The 17,953-nt window shown below is 75.4% G+C and carries 16 protein-coding genes; 6 read left to right on the forward strand and 10 right to left on the reverse strand.

The window, feature by feature from the left end:
• Positions 1 to 29: 29 nt before the first annotated feature.
• The 3 genes from ACFVNO_RS00990 to ACFVNO_RS01000 form a co-directional block, all read right to left on the reverse strand.
• Positions 30 to 1,748, reverse strand: coding sequence for an ABC transporter ATP-binding protein (locus ACFVNO_RS00990; RefSeq protein ID WP_378889163.1), 1,719 nt, complete (start codon positions 1,746 to 1,748; stop codon positions 30 to 32).
• Between the two features lie 47 nt (positions 1,749 to 1,795).
• Positions 1,796 to 3,514, reverse strand: a complete 1,719-nt coding sequence (locus ACFVNO_RS00995) for an ABC transporter ATP-binding protein (RefSeq protein ID WP_378888238.1) — start codon at positions 3,512 to 3,514, stop codon at positions 1,796 to 1,798.
• Positions 3,515 to 3,577: 63 nt separating this feature from the next.
• On the reverse strand, positions 3,578 to 3,997 hold the full coding sequence (locus tag ACFVNO_RS01000; protein ID WP_355263879.1) for an NUDIX domain-containing protein: 420 nt from the start codon (positions 3,995 to 3,997) through the stop codon (positions 3,578 to 3,580).
• A 238-nt stretch (positions 3,998 to 4,235) separates the two neighbouring features.
• Here ACFVNO_RS01000 and ACFVNO_RS01005 point away from each other — a divergent pair, with 238 nt between their 5' ends.
• Together ACFVNO_RS01005 and ACFVNO_RS01010 are read left to right on the forward strand one after the other, a co-directional pair.
• Positions 4,236 to 5,582, forward strand: a complete 1,347-nt coding sequence (locus ACFVNO_RS01005) for a glycoside hydrolase family 6 protein (RefSeq protein ID WP_355263876.1) — start codon at positions 4,236 to 4,238, stop codon at positions 5,580 to 5,582.
• A gap of 243 nt (positions 5,583 to 5,825) precedes the next feature.
• Positions 5,826 to 6,926 (forward strand): zeta toxin family protein, encoded by a 1,101-nt coding sequence (locus ACFVNO_RS01010; protein ID WP_355263873.1) that lies wholly within the window; start codon positions 5,826 to 5,828, stop codon positions 6,924 to 6,926.
• On the opposite strand, the gene ACFVNO_RS01015 is transcribed toward ACFVNO_RS01010, so the two are convergent.
• On the reverse strand, positions 6,911 to 7,852 hold the full coding sequence (locus ACFVNO_RS01015; RefSeq protein ID WP_378888243.1) for a helix-turn-helix transcriptional regulator: 942 nt from the start codon (positions 7,850 to 7,852) through the stop codon (positions 6,911 to 6,913). The two genes, ACFVNO_RS01010 and ACFVNO_RS01015, sit on opposite strands and share 16 nt — an antisense overlap.
• A gap of 127 nt (positions 7,853 to 7,979) precedes the next feature.
• Here ACFVNO_RS01015 and ACFVNO_RS01020 point away from each other — a divergent pair, with 127 nt between their 5' ends.
• Both ACFVNO_RS01020 and ACFVNO_RS01025 read left to right on the forward strand, forming a co-directional pair.
• Positions 7,980 to 8,834 carry an SDR family oxidoreductase gene (locus tag ACFVNO_RS01020; protein ID WP_378888246.1) on the forward strand — a complete coding sequence of 285 codons (855 nt, stop codon included), beginning with the start codon at positions 7,980 to 7,982 and terminating at the stop codon, positions 8,832 to 8,834.
• 58 nt (positions 8,835 to 8,892) lie between these two features.
• Positions 8,893 to 9,480 (forward strand): LURP-one-related/scramblase family protein, encoded by a 588-nt coding sequence (locus ACFVNO_RS01025; RefSeq protein WP_355263864.1) that lies wholly within the window; start codon positions 8,893 to 8,895, stop codon positions 9,478 to 9,480.
• A gap of 22 nt (positions 9,481 to 9,502) precedes the next feature.
• Here ACFVNO_RS01025 and ACFVNO_RS01030 read toward each other — a convergent pair whose 3' ends face one another.
• The gene (locus tag ACFVNO_RS01030; protein ID WP_378888249.1) at positions 9,503 to 10,495 is read right to left on the reverse strand and encodes a R2-like ligand-binding oxidase; all 993 of its coding nucleotides are present in this window, start codon (positions 10,493 to 10,495) and stop codon (positions 9,503 to 9,505) included.
• A gap of 159 nt (positions 10,496 to 10,654) precedes the next feature.
• Here ACFVNO_RS01030 and ACFVNO_RS01035 point away from each other — a divergent pair, with 159 nt between their 5' ends.
• Entirely contained in the window at positions 10,655 to 10,891 is a 237-nt protein-coding gene (locus tag ACFVNO_RS01035; RefSeq protein ID WP_220564700.1) for a hypothetical protein, read from the forward strand.
• Between the two features lie 247 nt (positions 10,892 to 11,138).
• On the opposite strand, the gene ACFVNO_RS01040 is transcribed toward ACFVNO_RS01035, so the two are convergent.
• The 5 genes from ACFVNO_RS01040 to ACFVNO_RS01060 all read right to left on the reverse strand — a co-directional run bounded on the left by ACFVNO_RS01040 (position 11,139) and on the right by ACFVNO_RS01060 (position 16,820).
• On the reverse strand, positions 11,139 to 12,785 hold the full coding sequence (locus tag ACFVNO_RS01040) for a DNA repair helicase XPB (protein WP_378888253.1): 1,647 nt from the start codon (positions 12,783 to 12,785) through the stop codon (positions 11,139 to 11,141).
• An 81-nt stretch (positions 12,786 to 12,866) separates the two neighbouring features.
• Positions 12,867 to 13,268 carry a DUF4190 domain-containing protein gene (locus ACFVNO_RS01045; RefSeq protein ID WP_220564702.1) on the reverse strand — a complete coding sequence of 134 codons (402 nt, stop codon included), beginning with the start codon at positions 13,266 to 13,268 and terminating at the stop codon, positions 12,867 to 12,869.
• Positions 13,269 to 13,311: 43 nt separating this feature from the next.
• Positions 13,312 to 13,755 carry a hypothetical protein gene (locus ACFVNO_RS01050; protein ID WP_355263851.1) on the reverse strand — a complete coding sequence of 148 codons (444 nt, stop codon included), beginning with the start codon at positions 13,753 to 13,755 and terminating at the stop codon, positions 13,312 to 13,314.
• Positions 13,756 to 13,885: 130 nt separating this feature from the next.
• Positions 13,886 to 14,308, reverse strand: coding sequence for a hypothetical protein (locus ACFVNO_RS01055; protein ID WP_355263848.1), 423 nt, complete (start codon positions 14,306 to 14,308; stop codon positions 13,886 to 13,888).
• A gap of 49 nt (positions 14,309 to 14,357) precedes the next feature.
• Positions 14,358 to 16,820 (reverse strand): helicase-associated domain-containing protein, encoded by a 2,463-nt coding sequence (locus ACFVNO_RS01060; RefSeq protein ID WP_378888258.1) that lies wholly within the window; start codon positions 16,818 to 16,820, stop codon positions 14,358 to 14,360.
• A gap of 247 nt (positions 16,821 to 17,067) precedes the next feature.
• On the opposite strand from ACFVNO_RS01060, the gene ACFVNO_RS01065 reads away from it, so the two are divergent.
• Complete coding sequence (locus ACFVNO_RS01065; protein WP_355263842.1) at positions 17,068 to 17,868, forward strand: hypothetical protein; 801 nt, start codon at positions 17,068 to 17,070, stop codon at positions 17,866 to 17,868.
• The last annotated feature ends 85 nt before the right edge of the window (positions 17,869 to 17,953 follow it).

Consider the following 17,953-nt stretch of genomic DNA (forward strand, 5'->3'; position numbering starts at 1 on the left):
CCGCCGCCGTTCCCGGGACCCGGGCCGGGTCAGGAGTCGCCGTGCCAGGCGTGCCAGAGGGCGGAGTAGGAGCCCCCGGCGGCGAGCAGTTCGTCGTGGGAGCCCAGCTCGGAGATGCGGCCGTCCTCGACCACCGCGACGCGGTCGGCGTCGTGGGCGGTGTGGAGGCGGTGGGCGATCGCGACCACCGTGCGCCCCGCGAGCACGCCCGCCAGGGAACGCTCCAGGTGGCGGGCCGAGCCCGGGTCCATCAGCGAGGTCGCCTCGTCCAGCACCAGCACCTCCGGGTCGGCGAGCACCACACGGGCCAGGGCCAGCTGCTGCACGTGGGCCGGGTCCAGGGCCAGGTGCCCCGAGCCGACCCTGGTGTCCAGGCCGTCGGGCAGGGAGCGCACCCAGTCGTCGGCGTCCACCGCGGCCAGCGCCCGCCACAGGGCGTCGTGGTCGACCTCGTCGCGGTCCAGGGCCAGCGCCAGGTTCTCGGCGACGGTCCCGCGGAACACGTGGCTCTCCTGGCTGAGCAGGATCGCCTTCTCCCGGCGGTCCTGCGGGGCGAGCCCCGTCAGGTCCTCGCCGCCCACCCGGACGGCACCGGAGGCGGGCGTGTGGATGCCCGCGATGAGCTTGCCCAGCGTGGACTTGCCCGCCCCGCTGGGGCCCACCACGGCCAGCCGCTCGCCCGGGGCCAGGGACAGGTCGACCCCGTGCAGGACCTCGGTGCCGGTGTAGCCGAAGCGCAGCCCGGAGATCTCCACGGTGCCCGGCGTCCCCGGGGCGTCGGACGGGGGCCTGTCGGCGGAGTCCTCGACCAGCTCCACGCCGATCAGGCGGCGCAGGCTCGTGAACCCCATCATCAGGCTGTCCACCTGGTCGATGAGCAGGTCCACCGGCCGCACCACCTGCACGGTCAGGAACACCGCCGTGGCGATCTGCCCGACCGTCAGCTCCCCCTGGGCGTGCAGGTACGCCGCGGTCAGGAACGTCACCGCGGTCGGCAGCAGGTAGGAGAACTCCAGGGTCGGGTACCACACGGTGCGCAGCCACAGCGTGTACCGCTCGGCCAGGTAGGCGCGACCGATCCGCTCGTCGGTGCGCCGCCGCTGGCGGTCCTGGCGGCCCAGCGCCTCCAGGGTGTGCGCCCCCTCGACGGTGTCGGTCACCCCCTGGGTGAGCTCGGAGTAGGTGTCCAGCTCGCGCAGGTAGCCGCCCGGAGCGCGGCGGGCGTACCAGCGGGTGGACAGCCAGACGATCGCCGCCGACGGAAGCCACGCGAGCAGCAGCACGGGGTGCAGCACGGTGAGCGCGCCGAAGATGACCACCACCGTCACCCCGCTCACCACCATCACCGGGATCGAGTGGCGCACCGTGTGGCTGAGGTGGCCGACGTCGCGGCCGGTGCGCGCCATCAGGTCGCCGCTGCCCGCGCGCTCCACGGTGCCCAGCGGCAGGCGCAGCACGGCCCGCACGAAGCCCTCGCGCAGCTCGGCCAGGACCGCCTCGCCGAACCGGATGGACAGCGCCACCGATACCAGGGTGAGCACGGCGTGGCAGACCAGGGCGCCGACCACGATGACCGCCATCGTGTCGATCCGCTCCGGGGCCGCCGACGCGCGCACCGCGTCGATGATCCGGCCCAGCATCCACGGCGGGGCCAGCGCCGCCAGCGCCGCCAGCCCGTACAGGCCGACCACCGCTGCCAGGACGCCGCCGTGGCTGCGCAGCAGGCCGGACAGCCGGTTCCACACCATCGGGGACGGGGCGACCGGCAGCAGGCCCCGGCGTTCGTCGGTCGGGATCACGGCTGTTCCTCCAGCACGGTGCGCAGAACGGTGGCGGCGTAACCGGGCTCGGACGCCAGAAGGTCGTGGTGGGAGCCCTCGGCGACCACCCGGCCGTCGCGGACGAACCGTACGTGGTCGGTGCGGTCCAGCAGCAGCGGGCTGGTGGTGACCAGCACCGTGGTGCGGCCCGAGCGCTCGGCCGCCAGCCGGGCGCCGATGGCGGCCTCGGAGTGGGCGTCCACGGCGGAGGCGGGCTCCACCAGCACCAGGACGTCGGGGTCGTGGGCCAGCGCCCGGGCCAGCCGCAGCCGCTGCTGCTGGCCGCCGGAGTACTCGCGGCCGCGCTCGGTGAGCAGCGCGTCCCATCCGTCCGGGGACTGGCGGACCACGTCCTCGGCGGCGGCGACCCGCACCACCTCGGCCAGCCGCTCCTCGGACAGGCCGCCGTCGGGCGAAAGCTCGTCGCGCAGCGGCCCGGAGAACAGGTGGGCGTCGTTGGCGGCGACCAGGACGCGGCGGCGCACCTCGCGCAGCGGCAGGTCGGACAGCGGGACCGAGCGGCCGGTGGCCTCCTCCACCAGGTGCCCGCCCTCGGCGTAGCGGCCCAGCCGGGCGGAGATCGCGGTGGCGTCCGCGGTGTCCGCGCACACCACGGCGGTGAGCAGCCCGGCCGGGACGCGTACCCCGCTGACCGGGTCGTGCAGGCCGCAGGGGCCGGTCGGCGCCTCGGCGGGCGACTCCGGGTCGGGGTGGTCGTGGGCCAGGGACAGCACCCGGGCCACCCGACCGGCGGCGACCCGCGCGGAGATGTACAGGGTCACGCTCTGCATCAGGTGGCGGACGGCCACCGCCAGGTTGGTGGTGAACCCGTAGAACGCCACCAGCTGTCCGACGGTGATCTCCCCGTTCAGGGCCAGGCGTGCGCCGTACCAGACGATCCCGACCAGCAGCAGTCCCGGGTACAGCTCGCGCAGGGCCTGGAGGGCGGCGTCCATCCAGCCCACCCGCACCCCGGCGGCCCGCACCTCCTGGGACTCCTCCCGGTAGCGCTCGCCGACGGTGCGCTCGCCGCCCACACCGCGCAGCACGCGCAGCCCCGCGACCAGGTCGGAGGCCCGGGTGGTGAGCTCCGCCTTGCGGGTGCGCTGGTGTTCCTGGCGCCGGGCCAGGGGGCGCAGCACCGGGGCGATGCCGAGCATGATGAGCGGGACCGCGACCAGCACGATGAGCCCGAAGGTCAGGTGGGAGGTGAGCATGAGGACGGCCACGACCACCATGGACACGAGGGAGGCGACGAGCATCGCCGACCGCTCCCAGAAGTCGCCGATCTGCTCGATGTCCTCGGTGCCCACCGCGATGACCTCGCCGGAGGGCAGCCGCCGCGTCAGGGTGGGGCCCAGGTCGGCCGCCCGCGAGCAGATGACCTGCACGGTGCGGTAGGCGGAGGCGTACCAGTTGAAGCATTCGGCCCGGTGCCCCAGCGGGATGAACACGGTGCAGGCGACGATGACGGCGGCCAGGACCCCGGCCCAGTACAGCACCGACCGGGTGTCCAGCCCGGAGTCCAGTGCCGCGCCGATGACGGCGGACAGCAGGACGGAACCGGCGCTGTACGCGCTCGCGAGGACCCCCGCCCACAGCAGTGGCCGCCACTCCTTCCGCGCCATCCACAGGAGGAAGCGGTCGGCGGAGCGGTGGTCGGGATCGCCCGGAGGCTGGGGAAGGTCGCGCACACACGGACTGTAATCACGAGCCCGGCGCCGGGGCCACTCATTTTTCGGCGGCGAACGCGCTGCTCAGCGCACCGCCCCGGCGGCGTGCAGCCGCTCGATCAGGCGCTGGGTCGCGGGTGCGCAGCGGCCCCGGTCGGCGTGGCCGACCCAGGCGATCTCGGAGACCTCGGCGCTGGGGCGCGGCTCGCCCTCGTGGTCGGCGGCGTAGCAGGCCATCCGCACACGGGTGCCGGGCGCCTGGTCGTGGGCGACCTCGTCGACGACGGTGACGAGGCGGAAGGTGCCGGGGACGAGGGTGACGCCGACCTCCTCGCGGGCCTCGCGGGCCACGGCCTGCTCGTCGGTCTCCCCGGGCTCGCGCTTGCCGCCGGGGGAGTAGAGGACGTCGCGCCCGCGGGAGCGGACGCACAGGACCCGGCCGTCGCGGACGTGGACCCAGGCCAGGGCGTCGATGACGGCGGGCGGTGTGGTGGAGGCGGACATGGGTCCCAGGGTAGGCGGACCGGGGAGCCGGCGACGCGGCGCGGGCCGGAACGGGGCGGGGACCAGGGCCGCGGGCCGCCGGGCGGGCGGGCGCCGGGGCGGGCCGAGGTAACCATTGGGAAACGCCGCCGTTGCACCCCTGTGCGGGCGCGGTGGCCCCGGGTTACGTTACGTCCGGACTGGGAGCGCTCCCAGGTGGTGGGGACCATCCGAAGAACGAGCCGTCCGAGGAACACACATGTCCCGCACAACCCGCTTGCGCGCGGCGCTGGGCGCCGCGGCCGGATCCGTCGCGGTCCTGGCCGCCGCGGTCGCGTTCGCCGCGGCCGGAACCGTCGCCCCGGCCGCCGCCGACACCGGCTTCTACGTCAACCCCGACACCTCCGCCGCCCGCTGGGCGGCCGACAACCCCTCCGACCCCCGGGCCGCCGTCATCGAGGAGCGCATCGCCTCGGTCGCCCAGGGGACCTGGTTCACCCGGCACAACCCCGCGACCGTCCGCGGCGAGGTGGACGCGCTGGTCGGCGCCGCCGACGCGGTGGGCCAGGTGCCCATCATGGTCGTCTACAACATCCCGGGCCGCGACTGCGGCAACCACAGCGGAGGCGGGGCGCCCTCGCACGAGGCGTACCGCCAGTGGGTGGACGAGGTCGCCGCCGGGCTCGGCGGCCGTCCCGCCTACATCATCCTCGAACCCGACGCCCTGCCCCTGGTGAGCGGGTGCAGCGAGCCGGAGGACACGCAGGCGCTGCTGGACTCCATGGCCTACGCCGGCAGGGCGCTCAAGGCCGGGTCCTCCCAGGCCCGGGTCTACTTCGACATCGGCCACTCGGACTGGCTCACCCCGTCCCGGGCCGCCGAGCTGCTCAACGGGGCCGACGTCGCCGGCAGCGCGGACGGGATCTCCACCAACACCTCCAACTACCGGCGCACCGAGGACGAGGCCGCCTTCGCCAGGTCCGTCATCGCCGCCACCGGGGTGCCGGGGCTGGGCGCCGTGATCGACACCAGCCGCAACGGCAACGGCCCCGCCCCCGACGACGAGTGGTGCGACCCGCCGGGGCGCGCACTGGGCACCCCGAGCACCACGGACACCGGCGACCCGGCCATCGACGCGTTCCTGTGGGTCAAGCTCCCCGGCGAGGCCGACGGCTGCGCCGGGCCCGCCGGGTCGTTCGTCCCCGACCTCGCCTACGAGATGGCCCTCAACGCCGGAGAGCCCTCGGAGGAGCCCACCGAGGGGCCGACCGAGGTGCCCTCGGGCGAGCCCTCCGAGCCGCCCGCCGACGGCGACTGCACCGCGGCCTACCGCGTCGACAACGACTGGGGCAGCGGGTTCCAGGCGACCGTCACCGTCACCGCGCACGTGCCGGTGGACGGCTGGCGGGTCGAGTGGGAGTTCGCCGACGGCCAGACCGTCACCCAGGCGTGGAACGCCCGGGTGACCTCCTCCGGGGGCGCGGTCACCGCGCTGAACCCGGAGTGGGGAGGCGCCCTCGGGCAGGGCGCCACCGCCGAGTTCGGGTTCACCGGATCCCGCACGGGCGCCAACACGGTGCCCGAGGTGACCTGCTCGGCGACCTGATCCCGCGGTCCGGGCGGACACCCCCCGCCGCCCGGCCCGCGGCCCCCTGAGGACACGGATCCCGAGGACACGGGTCCGTGAGGTTCCCGGGATCCGTGCGTCCCCTGAGGCGCACGGGTCTCCCGGGGCCGCACGGCGTCCGGTACCGGCCGCCGAAACCGCCCACCGGCTCCGCGGGGACGCACTACGATCACCCTGTGTCAGCGGTAGCGGGGCCGCCACGGGCCCCGGAAGGGTGACGACATGGCGACGGACACGACCCCGGCCCCCGGGGCGCTCGAACCCGGGGCGGCGGCCCCGGCCGCGGAGCCCCGCACGGCCTCCACGGCCTCTCCCCTCCTCGCGGAGAGCCCCACGGGAGGCGTCCCCCCGCAGACCGCGGACCTGCGGCTGGCCCGGGAACGCGCCTACAACCTGTTCAGCGCCGCCATCGGCGCCTGCACGGCCCGGGGCCTGCGCGACCGGGCCGCCGACCTGCTGGCGCGGGAGGCCCGGCTGCCCTTCCTCTCCCCGGACGAGCTCGAACGCACCGCCGACGAGCTCGCCCGGACCCTGGCCGGGCTGCGCGCCGACCCGGTCCCGGACACCGGCGACGAGGTGCGCCCGCTCTCCGGGGCCGACGCCGCCGACCTCTTCGACCTGGGGCTGCGCGACCGCCTCACCGGGAAGGCCCGCGAGCACCCGCGGCTGCTGCTGTTCGGCGGCCAGCCGGGATCGGGCAAGTCCACCCTCCAGCGGCTGCTGCTGCCGGTGCTGCCCGAGGGCACCGTGAGCTACGACGGCGACGACCTGATGCGGCTGTCCCCGGACTACGAGAGGGCGATGCGCCGCGACGACCGGGCGGCCTCGCACACGGTCGCCGCGCAGGTCGGGGTGCTGCACGCCCCCGCCATGGAGCACATCCGCTCCGGGCGGGCGGACGTGCTGTGCAGCCACCCGCTGGGGCGCGCCGACTGGGCGGCCGAATGGGTGCGGGGCTTCCGCGGGGCGGGCTACCGGGTGGAGGTCGCGTTCCTGGCCGTCCACGCCTCCGCCAGCGGGTTCGCGCTCGCGGACCGCTACCGCCGCTCCCGCGAACAGCAGGGGTTCGGCCGCTGGCTGCCCGAGCACCTGCACGACCGCTTCTACCAGGGCGTGCCCAACACGGTCGAGTTCCTGGAGACCCACCGGCTCGTGGACTCCCTCTACGTCCTCTCCCGCGAGGGAGAGGTCCTCTACGCCAACCACCTGGACGCCGGCGGCGACTGGCGCGCGGAGCCCTTCGGGCGGATCGCCCTGGAGGCGCAGCGCGGCCGCCGCGAGCTCTGGCACGAGGAGGACCCGGTGCCTCAGGGAGCCCCGTAGAGCCCGGCGAGCTCCGCGGCCAGCTCCGCGAGCCGCCGCCGGGCCGCCTCCGGGGCCAGGACCTCCACCCGGGCGCCCAGCCCGGCCAGCTGCGCCGCCACCACCTCGGGCGAGGGGCCGTCGGCCTCGAACCGCGTCCACCCGTCGCCGTCGCGCTCCCCCAGGCGCAGCCGGCCGCCGAGGAGCCGGTCCAGCAGGGCGGCCGTCCCCGGCGCGGCCCGGCCCCGGACGGTCGCCGCCGCCATGCGCTCCTCCATCGGCCTGGCCAGCCCGCGCCAGGCGGCGGCGAGGTCGAACCCGGCGGGGGGCTCGAAGGCCTCCCCGGTCCGCTCGACCGAGGTGACGCGGGAGACCCGGAAGGTGCGCAGCCCCCCGTCGGTGTCCGCCACGAGGTAGCGGGCGCCCGCCTTGGACACCAGCCCCAGCGGGTCCACCGCGCGCACGCGCGCCGCCCCGCCCGGGGAGGCGTACCCCAGCCGCAGCCGGGCCCGGTCCAGCACCGCCCGCTCCAGGTCGGCCAGGTGCGGACCGCCCTCCGCGGCGCGCGCCCAGTCCGTGCCGTCGTCCAGGCCCACCCGGGACGCGGCCTCGGCGTCCGTCCGCAGCGTCGAGGGCAGCGCCCGGACCAGTTTGCGCAGTGCCGTACGCATCCGCGGTGTGTCCGACACCGGCCCCAGCAGCACGAACAGGGAGCGGATCTCCTCGGCGGTCAGCCCGGTCAGGTTCGTCCGGGCCCCGCCGACCAGCGTCCAGCCGCCGCCCCGGCCCTGACGCGAGTACACGGGGACGCCGGCGGCCATGAGCGCCTCCAGGTCACGGCGCGCGGTGCGCTCGGACACCTCCAGTTCGGCGGCCACCTCGGCGGAGGTCACCCGCCCGCGCTCCTGGAGGAACAGAAGGGTCGCCACCAGGCGATCGGCTCTCATGTCTTCGATTCTCCTCCGGAAACCGGTCAGGAGGTGACCGGTTAGGCGACCACGATGGTCTTCGACCGCGGCGGCGCACTTGCGCCGGAGCCACCGGCCGGCCGCCGCGGAACAGGGGGGACACATCATGATCGTTGTGACGGGAGCCACCGGGAACGTCGGCCGTCCGCTGGTCCGGGCGCTGGTCCGTGAGGGCGAGCAGGTGACGGCGGTGGCCCGCCGCCTCCCCGGCGCCGACCGGGTGGCGGGCGCGCGGTACCTGTCGGCCGACCTGGCCGACCCGGAGGGGCTGGCCCCGGCCCTGGAGGGCGCTCACGCGCTGTACCTGCTGGTCTCGGGGGCCGGGGAGGGCCTCGACCCCGACCGGATCCTCAAGGCGGCGGCCGGGGCGGGGGTCGGCCGGGTGGTCCTCCAGTCCTCCCAGGCCGCCCGGACCCGGCCGGACTCGCCCTCACACGACCACCTCAGGGTGTTCGAGGAGGCGCTGCGGGGCTCGGGCCTGGAATGGACGGTCCTGCGGCCGGGCGGGTTCGCCTCCAACGCCTTCGCCTGGGCGGGCCCGGTCCGCGAACGCCGCGAGGTCCGCTCCCCGTTCGGGGACGTGGGGCTGCCGGTCGTCGACCCGGTGGACATCGCCGAGGTGGCGGCCCGGGTGCTGCGGGACGGCGCCCACTCCGGGCGGGCCCTGGAGCTGACCGGCCCGGCGGCGGTGACCCCGCGCGAGCGGGCCGCGGCCATCGCGGACGCCATCGGCGCACCGGTGCGCTTCGTGGAGCAGACCCGGGAGGAGGCCCGGGCGGCGCTGCTGGAGTTCATGCCCGAGGTGGTCGCCGACGGCACGCTCGCCATCCTGGGCGAGCCCTCGCAGGACGAGCGGAGGGTGAGCCCCGACGTGGAGCGGGTGCTCGGCCGCGCGCCGCGCGCCTTCGCCGAGTGGGCGCGGGACAACGCCGCCGCGTTCGGGGGCCCGGCGGGGGATTGACCGGTTCCGGTCCCGCCCGGACCGGGCGGGACCGGAACGTACGCCCTAAAGTGCCCGCATGGACTTCTTCTCCGCGAACCCCCTGCTGGTGAGGCAGCCGAAACGCTTCCTCGTCGACGAGTCCGAGTACCACTGCTTCGACGGGCACGGCCGGCAGCTGGCGCACGTCCGGGAGGAGGGCCTGGACACCGGCAGGCGGATCGCCCGCCACCTGGCCGCGTCCTACGGGGTCTCCTCCAACCGCCGGGTCGTCGTCCACGACGGCCGCGGCCCGCGCCTGGTCATCGAGAAGCAGTGGTCGTGGATGACCGCCACGACCACCGTGCAGTGGCCGGACGGGCGGCCGGTCGGCAGCATCGAGCAGGACGTGGCCTTCTTCAAGGCCAAGTTCGGCCTGCTGGACCCGTGGAAGCGGCCGCTGGGGTCGATCGAGGGGGACTTCTTCGCCCGCGACTTCCGGATCAACGACACCGGCGGCCACGAGGTGGCCCGGGTGGACCGGCGCGTCCCCGACCTGGGCGAGCTGTTCACCTCGGCCGACTCCTACGCCCTGCACCACCGCTACCCGGCGCTGCCCGAACCGCTGCGCACCATGGTGGTCGCCTCGGGCATCGCCATCGACCTGGTGCTGCTGGAGGGGCGCTGACCGCGGGGCCGGGCCCCCGCCCTCACAGCCTCTCCATCGCCGCCCGGTCCTCCTCGCCGAACTCCTCCTCCAGGCGTTCGGGGGAGGCGTCCAGGTCGATCCGCGCCACGGGCACTCCGCGGGCGGACTCGATGGCGCCCAGGCGTCGCAGCGCCCGGTCGGAGGCGTAGCGCACCAGCTCGCCCGGGGGCAGCTCGTACCTCGCGCTCTCGGGGGTGGCCTCCGATGCGCTCTCGCCCCGCTCGACGGTGGACATCACGTGCGGCAGCAGCTCCTCCAGGCGCTCGCTCACCACCGCCCAGTTGGAGTCGTCGGCGGCCACGTGCCGGCGGCAGGTGAACGTCCCCCACGCCATGTGGCGGCGCTCGTCGTCGCCGATCCGGCGCACGATCTCCCGCATCCCGGGGAAGATGTCGCGCACGGTGCAGATGTGGTTCCAGGCGTAGTACCCGGTGAGCGCCAGGGAGCCCTCGACGATGTGGTTGTAGGTGACCGAGGCGCGCACCTGGTTGCGCGGGCTCGGGTCGTCCAGCAGCGCCTCCAGGGAGGAGGGCAGCTCCTCGTAGAACAGCGCCCGGTAGCCCGGGTTCTCCTCCACGTACCCGTGCAGGTCGTCGTACACGCCGACGGCGTCCAGCCACAGCCGGAACGCCTGGACGTGCTTGGCCTCCTCGAACGCGAACTGGGTCAGGTACATCTCGTCGCCCAGCCGCCCCTCGGCGGCCATCGCGCGCAGGAACGGCTGGAGGTCCTCGGTGACGGCCTCCTCGCCCGCGGCGAAGAACGCGCACAGCCGCAGGATGCGCTTCTGGGCGGCCTCGCCGATGGTCTTCCAGTCCTCGGCGTCCCTGCTCAGGTCGATGGAGGCGGGGTCCCAGAACCTGGCGTTGCCCTTGACGAACAGCTTCAGGGGCAGCGAGTCCCAGTTCAGGCCGCCGTTGCTCAGGGAGTGGAAGCCGGTGCGGTCGGACACGGGTGGACCTCCGAGGGGGTGCCGGGGGGCTCTCCCGCCCATGATTGGACACGAAGCGGGTTCGTGTAAAGAGGGGTGGTGGTCCAGATCACGAAAATCGCGCACCCCGGATACGGTCGGCATGGACCGGTCTGGGGTCTCCGCCGAAACGGTACGGTCGGGGTGTCCCGTCCGCACTGAACGATCCGATCGGGGTACGACGTGTTCTGTGGTGATCCCGGCACCTCCGGCTACACCGCCTGTGCCGCCCAGACCCAGCTCTTCTCGCTGGCCTCCGCGATCCCCGCACTGCTCGGCCTGGCCCTGCTGGTCGCCGCCTTCGCCGCCCCGGGGGTGCGCGACGACCGCGCGCTGCGCACCCGGACCCTGACCTACTCCCTCATCGCCTGGGCCATCGCCGCCGGGACCTACGTCATCGGCGGCCTGCCCTCCTTCTAGGGAGGGTTCGGCGGACGCCCCCGTGCGGTCCGGCGCCCGCGCCGAAGGACGCGAACGGCCTCCGGCGGATCCCTCTCAGGACGGCGGGCGCGGGGCGGAATGGCCCGCCGGATGAGCCCTCGCCGGGCGGACCCCCGCTCCGGCCCGCCCTCGGAGGACGGCCCGGGACCCCGCCGGCGCCGCGCGAACCCCCGCGGCGCGGGGGAGCACCCGGGAACGGGCCCCGGACCCGGGCCGCCCCGCCCCCTCAGACCTCGCCGCCGGCCAGGATGTCGGCGGCGTCGGTGATCCGGTAGGCGTACCCCTGCTCGGCCAGGAACCGCTGCCGGTGCGCGGCGTAGTCCTGGTCCAGGGTGTCGCGCGCGATCACCGCGTAGAACCGCGCCGACCGGCCGTCGGACTTGGGCCGCAGCACCCGGCCCAGCCGCTGCGCCTCCTCCTGCCGGGACCCGAACGACCCCGACACCTGGATCGCCACACCCGCCTCGGGCAGGTCGATCGAGAAGTTGGCGACCTTGGACACCACCAGGGTCCGCAGCTCCCCGGACCGGAACGCGGCGAACAGCCGCTCCCGCTCCGCGGTGCGGGTCTCGCCCTTGATCACCGGGGCGCCCAGCGCCTCGCCCAGTTCGTCCAGCTGGTCGATGTAGGAGCCGATCACGAGCACCTGCCCGTCGGCGTGCCGCTCCACCAGCTCCCGCACCACCGCCGTCTTGGCCTCGGAGGACGCGCAGAACCGGTAGCGGTCCTCCGGCTCGGCCGTCGCGTACGCCAACCGCTCGGACTCCGACAGGTCCACCCGCACCTCGACGCAGTCCGCCGGGGCGATCCAGCCCTGGTTCTCCATGTCCTTCCACGGGGCGTCGTACCGCTTGGGCCCGATGAGGGAGAACACGTCGCCCTCGCGGCCGTCCTCGCGCACCAGCGTCGCGGTCAGCCCCAGCCGCCGCCGGGCCTGGAGGTCCGCGGTCATCCGGAAGATCGGCGCGGGCAGCAGGTGCACCTCGTCGTAGACCACCAGGCCCCAGTCGCGGGCGTCGAACAGCTCCAGGTGCGTGTACACGCCCTTCCGCTTGGCCGCCATGACCTGGTAGGTCGCGATGGTGACCGGCCGGATCTCCTTGCGGGTGCCCGAGTACTCGCCGATCTCGTCCTCGGTGAGCGTGGTCCGCCGCAGCAGCTCGGCCTTCCACTGGTGCACCGACACGGTGTTGGTGACCAGGATGAGCGTGGTCGCGCCGGTCATCGCCATCGCGGCGGCGCCCACCACGGTCTTGCCCGCCCCGCAGGGCAGGACCACCACGCCCGAACCGCCCGCGTGGAAGCCCTCGGCGGCGGCGCGCTGGTAGTCGCGCAGCTCCCAGCCGTCCTGGACCAGGTCGATCCTGTGCGCCTCGCCGTCGACGTACCCGGCCGCGTCCTCGGCGGGCCAGCCGATCTTGAGCAGAGCCTGCTTGAGGTTGCCGCGCTCGCTGGGGTGCACCGCCACGGAGTCGTCGCCGAGCCGTTCGCCCAGCATGCCCTTGAGCCGCTTGGAGCGGACCACCTCCTCCAGCACCGGCCGGTCGGAGGAGCGCAGGACCAGCCCGTGCGCCGGGTCGCCCTCCAGCCGCAGCCGCCCGTAGCGGTCCATGGTCTCGGCGATGTCCACCAGCAGCGAGTGCGGCACGGGGAACTTCGAGAAGCGGATCAGGGCGTCCACGACCTGCTCGGCGTCGTGCCCCGCGGCGCGCGCGTTCCACAGCGCCAGCGGGGTGATCCGGTAGGTGTGCACGTGCTCGGGGGCGCGCTCCAGCTCCGCGAAGGGGGCGATGGTGCGGCGGCACTCGTCCGCGGACTCGTGGTCGACCTCGAGCAGGAGGGTCTTGTCGGACTGGACGATCAGGCAGGACACACGGAACCTTCCGTCGGGAGGCGGGCGTCGGGAGGGGGCGGCCCCAGGTGCAACACCCCGGGGGCCCCGATCATGCCCGGGTCAGGCCGACGAGGCGATGGCGAACACCACCAGGGCGATGTAGCCCACGATGATGACGCCGAGGATTCCGAAGTTGATCCACACCGAGAGCCAGGCGTTCTTCGTCAGCCGCTCCCCGCGCTCGGGGTCGTACTTCTCGCCGAGGGCCAGGGCGCCGAACACGATGCCGGGGATCGCGGTGACGCCGCAGCACAGGACCAGCTGGACGCACGACAGGATCAGCGCCGTGATGGCCCGGCCCTCGTGCTCGGGCCTGGGCGGCGGGGGCGTGTAGCCGTAGCCGGGCGCAGGGCCGTAGGGGCCGCCGCCGTAGTGGCCGGAGGGCCGGCCGTAGGGGTCGTGTCCGGGGGCCGAGTAGCCCCCGGTCGCGTCCTTGTAGGGGTCGTACGGGTTGTCGCTCATGGGGATCCTTCGAGGGGGAGGGGGCCGTGGTGGCGGGACCGGCTCAGTAGCCGAGGGTCAGGGCCATCACGAAAACGAACAGGACGACGATGATCACGGGCACGCCCAGCAGGCCGTAGGCCAGGTTGCAGGCCCAGGTGTACCGCAGGTACCGCTCGACCTCGGGCGCGTCGGGGACCTTGGTCAGCGCCACGATGGCGAGCGCGATCCCCGGGATGTTGGCGCCCAGGAGCAGGAACCACAGGCCCAGGTAGGCGCCCAGCAGCGGCGGGGCCAGTGACAGGACCGCCACCACCAGGGCGGCGACCGTGCCGCCCACCCGGGCGGGCGGGCCCGTCGGGGCCGGGGCGGCGGCAGGGTGGGCGGGGGGAGGGGCGTACGCGGCGGGCGCGGCCGGGGCGGCGGCGCGCACGGGGGCGGCCGGGCGCAGGGCCCCGCCCTGCTCCCGCTCCCAGAAATCCCTGGGACCCCCGGATCTCCCCGGCATGCGCTCCCCCTCCCGCGGGCCCTCGGCCCTCCCGACCACAGGTGTACCCGCCCGTACCCGGTGGGACGCGGGGGACCCGGCGGAGGTTCCCCGCCCCGCGGTCACGGTGCGGTCCCGGCGCGCGGCCGGGTCAGTAGTTGGTCACCGGCACGATGCCCTGGATCCAGGACCCGCTCTGCGTGAACACCACGAAGGTCAGCACCAGCATGACGAACAGCATCACCCCGGCCGCCCCCAGGCAGTACCAGGAGTACCGGGTGAGCATCTCGGCCCGGCCGGGCAGCCCGCGGTCGCGGGCGTGGGCGGCCCGGATCGCGAACACGATGCCCGCGACGCCGAAGATCCAGTTGCCGCAGCACAGCAGCGTGAACGCGTGCAGGATCAGCGCCATCGTGGAGCTGTTAGCCGCGCCGGAGGCGGACGGGCCGGACGCGCCCCCCTCCCCGCGCGCCGGGGCGGCGTCCGCCGCCCGGCCGCGCCCGCCGTCGCGCCCGTCGTCGCGGCCGTGCTCACGGGGGGACGAGGCTCCGGGGGGCAGGGACGCATTGCTCATGGGGGTGTCTCTCGCTTGTCCGAGGGCCGACTGGCAACCGCGTCCCAGCCTACGGCGTGCCGCCCCGATCGTCCTCCTCCAGCTCGGCCACGGCGGTGATCCGGTGGACCGCGAAACGCTGCACCGCGCCCCGGGTCTCGTCGTGGGCGGTGACGAACCCGCCGTCGACCGACGAGGGGCCGATGATCCGGCCGCCCTGGCGGCCGTCGGTGTCGGTGTAGCCGATCCACAGGCGCCGCCCGGCCGCGGCGGCCCCGGACAGCGCCTCCAGCACCGCCGCCGCCCGGGAGCCGGGCGGGCCGTCCTCGGGCAGGGGGACCGCGCGGCGGGCCGCGGTGGCGGCCTGGTCGCCGGCCCGCACCGCCCGCACGATGTCGCGCAGCCGCTCGGCGTCGGGGGCGGCGGACGGCGGGTCGGGCGGGACCTCCACGGGTTCGGCGCGGCGCGCCTCGGGGCGGGAGAGCCGCATGGCCCCGTCCCCGCCCTCGGCGACGGGGTGGTGGCCGAGCCTGCGCAGCCCGTCCACCAGCGCCGCCCGGCCCACCCCGGCGGCCACCACGGTCGGCGCCAGCCGCACCAGTCCCAGCGCCTCGGTGCGCCGGTCGCCCATCACCTCGTCCAGCAGGGCGGGCTCGTCGCAGCGCAGGTAGGAGGAGGCCGTGCCGGCGCGCAGCCGCCCGTGCCGCCGCCCCACGTCGGACACCAGGTACCGCAGCGCCTGCGGCAGCGGGGTGCGCGAATGGCGTTCCAGCAGGGTGAGGATGTCGGCGATGCCGCGTCCGGCGTCCAGTCCGCGCCGCACCGAGTCCTCGGTGAACCGGTACACGGTGGCGCCGCCGGTGGACTCCACGTCCGCGACCAGCGCCAGCTCCCGGGCCAGCTCGGCGACCAGCGGGCCGGGGGCGACGGCGGTGAGGTCGCCCTGCACCAGGACGTGGTCCAGGGGCCGGGGCAGGTACCCGGCCAGCAGTCCGGCGGCCGCCTCGGGGTCGCCCTCCAGCAGCGGGCGGACGTACCCGGCCAGAGCGCCCCGGCCGGTGAACCCCAGCGCGGCGGCCTCCGTCCCGGCGGTCTCCACCAGTTCGGTGTACACGGGCGAGCGGCGGCGCGGCCGCCGCCAGGAGAGGCGCGCCGACAGCGACCCCGCCGCCGGGGAGAACCCGGGCTCGGCGGTGGCCAGCTCGGCGAGCAGGTCGCGGCGGGCCTGCGGGGCCGCGGGGCGGGCCAGCCCAGGGCCGAGCACGTTGCGCACCCGCCCGCCGGAGTCCCGGGAGCCGCTCAGCGCGGGCACCCGGTCGGTGTCCAGCCACGCCTGCGCCAGGCGCAGCCAGCGGCGCTCGGGCGGGCTCTCCCGCCACAGGTCGTACTCGCGGGTGGGCAGCCACTCGCCCTCCACGCGGTCGTCGGCGCCCAGCAGCCCGGCGGCGTGGGCGACCTCGACGAGCAGCGCGGCGGTGGTGTCGTCGGTGTCCATGGTGCGCGCGGCCCGGCGCAGGTCCCGCACGCCCAGGCCGCCGTTGCGCAGCACCGCGGCCGGCTCGCCGGACCAGGACTCCAGCAGCTCCTCGACGGCGCGCAGCACCGTGAACGCCTGCCCTGCGGCGAACCGGGTCACCCCCTCGGGGTCGTGGGACGTGCCCGCGAACTCCGGGGGAGCGGCCGCGACCTCGCGGAACAGCGTCCCCGAGCGCAGGTGCACCCCCACCTCCCGGGGCAGCGTGAGCGTGTCGTCGCCGCTGGGCAGCAGCAGGGCGCGGGCCAGCAGCTCCTCCACCGGCGACCCGGCGTCGGCCAGCCCGACGTCGCGGCGGGCGTCGGCGACGGTGCCGTGCGGCGGGCCCCAGGTCATCCCGTCCAGCAGGCGGCGGGCCTGTTCGCCGACCTGGGACAGCAGGGCGCCGAGCCCGGCGGGGTCGGACAGCAGGCGGGCCAGCGCCTCGACCGGCGCGGACGCGGGGGAGTCGGGGGCCAGGTCCCCGGCCAGCCGCTTGAGGCGGCCGTGCGGCAGCGCCGCCAGCAGCACCCGGGCGGGCGGCCCCAGCCGCGCCGGGGCCGGCAGCAGGTCGCGCAGCACCTGGACGGGGCGCAGGCGGTCCCGGTCGGGCCAGACCAGCGCCGAGCGCAACAGGACGTCCAGGGCGGCCGCGACGGCCTCCCGGACCTCCCCGTCGTCACCGGCGGGCGCCAGCGCTGCGGTGAGCCCGGCGGCGGTGACGCCCACGGGCTCGGACATCCGGTCGTCGCCCAGGGCGACGACGGCCTCCAGGACCTGGAGGGTGAAGGAGTCCAGCCCCTCCAGGGCCCGCAGGACGGTGTTGCGGGTGGTGGCCCGGGCGGCCAGCGAGCCGATGCCGTCGGGGACGGGGCGGCCCAGGTCGGGCCGGGCGGACAGCAGGGCGGCGAGCTCCTCGTCGGAACGCTCGCGCAGCCAGGAGGTGAAGGTCGGGGGGCGGCCCGGCCCGGCGGTCCCCGTGTCCGGTCCGTGCAGGTCGGGAGGTGCGTTCTCGGTCATCACCGTCAACGCTAGGCGATACCTGTGACGAGGTGGGAGACCCGGGGAACGAGAGAAGCGTCCCGGTTCCGCGGGCCGGTCCGGGAGCGGCCACGGGCACGGCTCGGGGAACCCCGGCCACGGACTCCTCCCGCGCCCCCGGTAGCGCGCCCGTTTCCGCGTGACAGGCCGTATACGGTCCGAATCAGACGACCGAAATAGGAAAGGGGGCTTAAAAGGCAGGTCATCCTCCGTCACTATGGAGGGCATGACCCAGCGCTCGGAACAATTGGTACTCGACTATCTGTCCGAGGTCGGCTTGGTCCTGCACGGTCGGCTGACCGCCAGGGAAAGGACCGCCTACCTCACCTCCGTGCGCGCCCGGATCGACGCGCTCCGGGCCGCGGCCCCCGACGACGGCGTGGACGCCGTCCGCGACATCCTGCTGGGCCTGGGGACCCCCGGGGACCTGGTGGAACGGGATCTCGCCGGCCGCGACCTCGACATCGAGGACGAGGAGCTCATCCCGCCCAGGCCCCGGCACGCCGACCGGCCGCCGCCGCCCTGGCGGGGCGGCCCCAGCCGCGGGATCATGGGCCTGCTGGAGGGGCCCGGCCGCACCGAGATGCGGCTGGAGAGCGGCGGCCGCCGGGGCGGGGCCGGCCGCGAGGCCGGCGCGCTGCGCGGGCTGGTGCTGTGCCTGCGCCACCACTCCGCCGAGATGGCCGCCCTGGCCCTGCTGCTGGCCACCGTGCCCTGGGGCTGGGGGCTGTCCTTCCTGTGGGTGCTCGGTGTCGCGTTCGTCGTGCTCAGCCGGGTGTGGAGCGCGAAGGACAAGTGGATCGCGGTGCTGGTGCCGCTGCTGGGCTGCCTGGCGGGCATGGCGCTGTGGAGCGGAGAGGCCGACTTCGTGGACCAGTACGTCCAGCACTCCCTGGCCGACTACGGCGTGATCGGGCTGGGCCTGGCCTCCCTCGTGTCGGTCGCCTACCTCTACCCCCGGGCCGCCCGGTCGGCGCGGGCGGCCGAACGGCAGCGCGCCTCCGCGGGGCCCGCCGGTCATCGGTAGGCAAAAGCAGGGGAATAACCTTTTCCGGTCGGCCCGTTACCGCGCGTTCCGGCATGTGATCTCGGGTACCCAAGGGTGTACACCG

Source organism: Nocardiopsis sp. NPDC057823, from assembly GCF_042797335.1.
GTDB classification, from domain to species: domain Bacteria; phylum Actinomycetota; class Actinomycetes; order Streptosporangiales; family Streptosporangiaceae; genus Nocardiopsis; species Nocardiopsis changdeensis.

Bases quoted from the DNA above. Each gene is read 5' to 3' on its own strand.
- ACFVNO_RS01005 (WP_355263876.1), top strand. From the start codon at position 4,236: ATGTCCCGCACAACCCGCTTGCGCGCGGCGCTGGGCGCCGCGGCCGGA.
- ACFVNO_RS01055 (WP_355263848.1), bottom strand. From the start codon at position 14,308: ATGAGCAATGCGTCCCTGCCCCCCGGAGCCTCGTCCCCCCGTGAGCAC.
- ACFVNO_RS01030 (WP_378888249.1), bottom strand. From the start codon at position 10,495: ATGGGCGGGAGAGCCCCCCGGCACCCCCTCGGAGGTCCACCCGTGTCC.
- ACFVNO_RS01060 (WP_378888258.1), bottom strand. From the start codon at position 16,820: ATGACCGAGAACGCACCTCCCGACCTGCACGGACCGGACACGGGGACC.
- ACFVNO_RS01050 (WP_355263851.1), bottom strand. From the start codon at position 13,755: ATGCCGGGGAGATCCGGGGGTCCCAGGGATTTCTGGGAGCGGGAGCAG.
- ACFVNO_RS01000 (WP_355263879.1), bottom strand. From the start codon at position 3,997: ATGTCCGCCTCCACCACACCGCCCGCCGTCATCGACGCCCTGGCCTGG.
- ACFVNO_RS01020 (WP_378888246.1), top strand. From the start codon at position 7,980: ATGATCGTTGTGACGGGAGCCACCGGGAACGTCGGCCGTCCGCTGGTC.
- ACFVNO_RS01015 (WP_378888243.1), bottom strand. From the start codon at position 7,852: ATGAGAGCCGATCGCCTGGTGGCGACCCTTCTGTTCCTCCAGGAGCGC.
- ACFVNO_RS01065 (WP_355263842.1), top strand. From the start codon at position 17,068: ATGACCCAGCGCTCGGAACAATTGGTACTCGACTATCTGTCCGAGGTC.
- ACFVNO_RS00990 (WP_378889163.1), bottom strand. From the start codon at position 1,748: ATGGTGTGGAACCGGCTGTCCGGCCTGCTGCGCAGCCACGGCGGCGTC.
- ACFVNO_RS01025 (WP_355263864.1), top strand. From the start codon at position 8,893: ATGGACTTCTTCTCCGCGAACCCCCTGCTGGTGAGGCAGCCGAAACGC.
- ACFVNO_RS01010 (WP_355263873.1), top strand. From the start codon at position 5,826: ATGGCGACGGACACGACCCCGGCCCCCGGGGCGCTCGAACCCGGGGCG.
- ACFVNO_RS01045 (WP_220564702.1), bottom strand. From the start codon at position 13,268: ATGAGCGACAACCCGTACGACCCCTACAAGGACGCGACCGGGGGCTAC.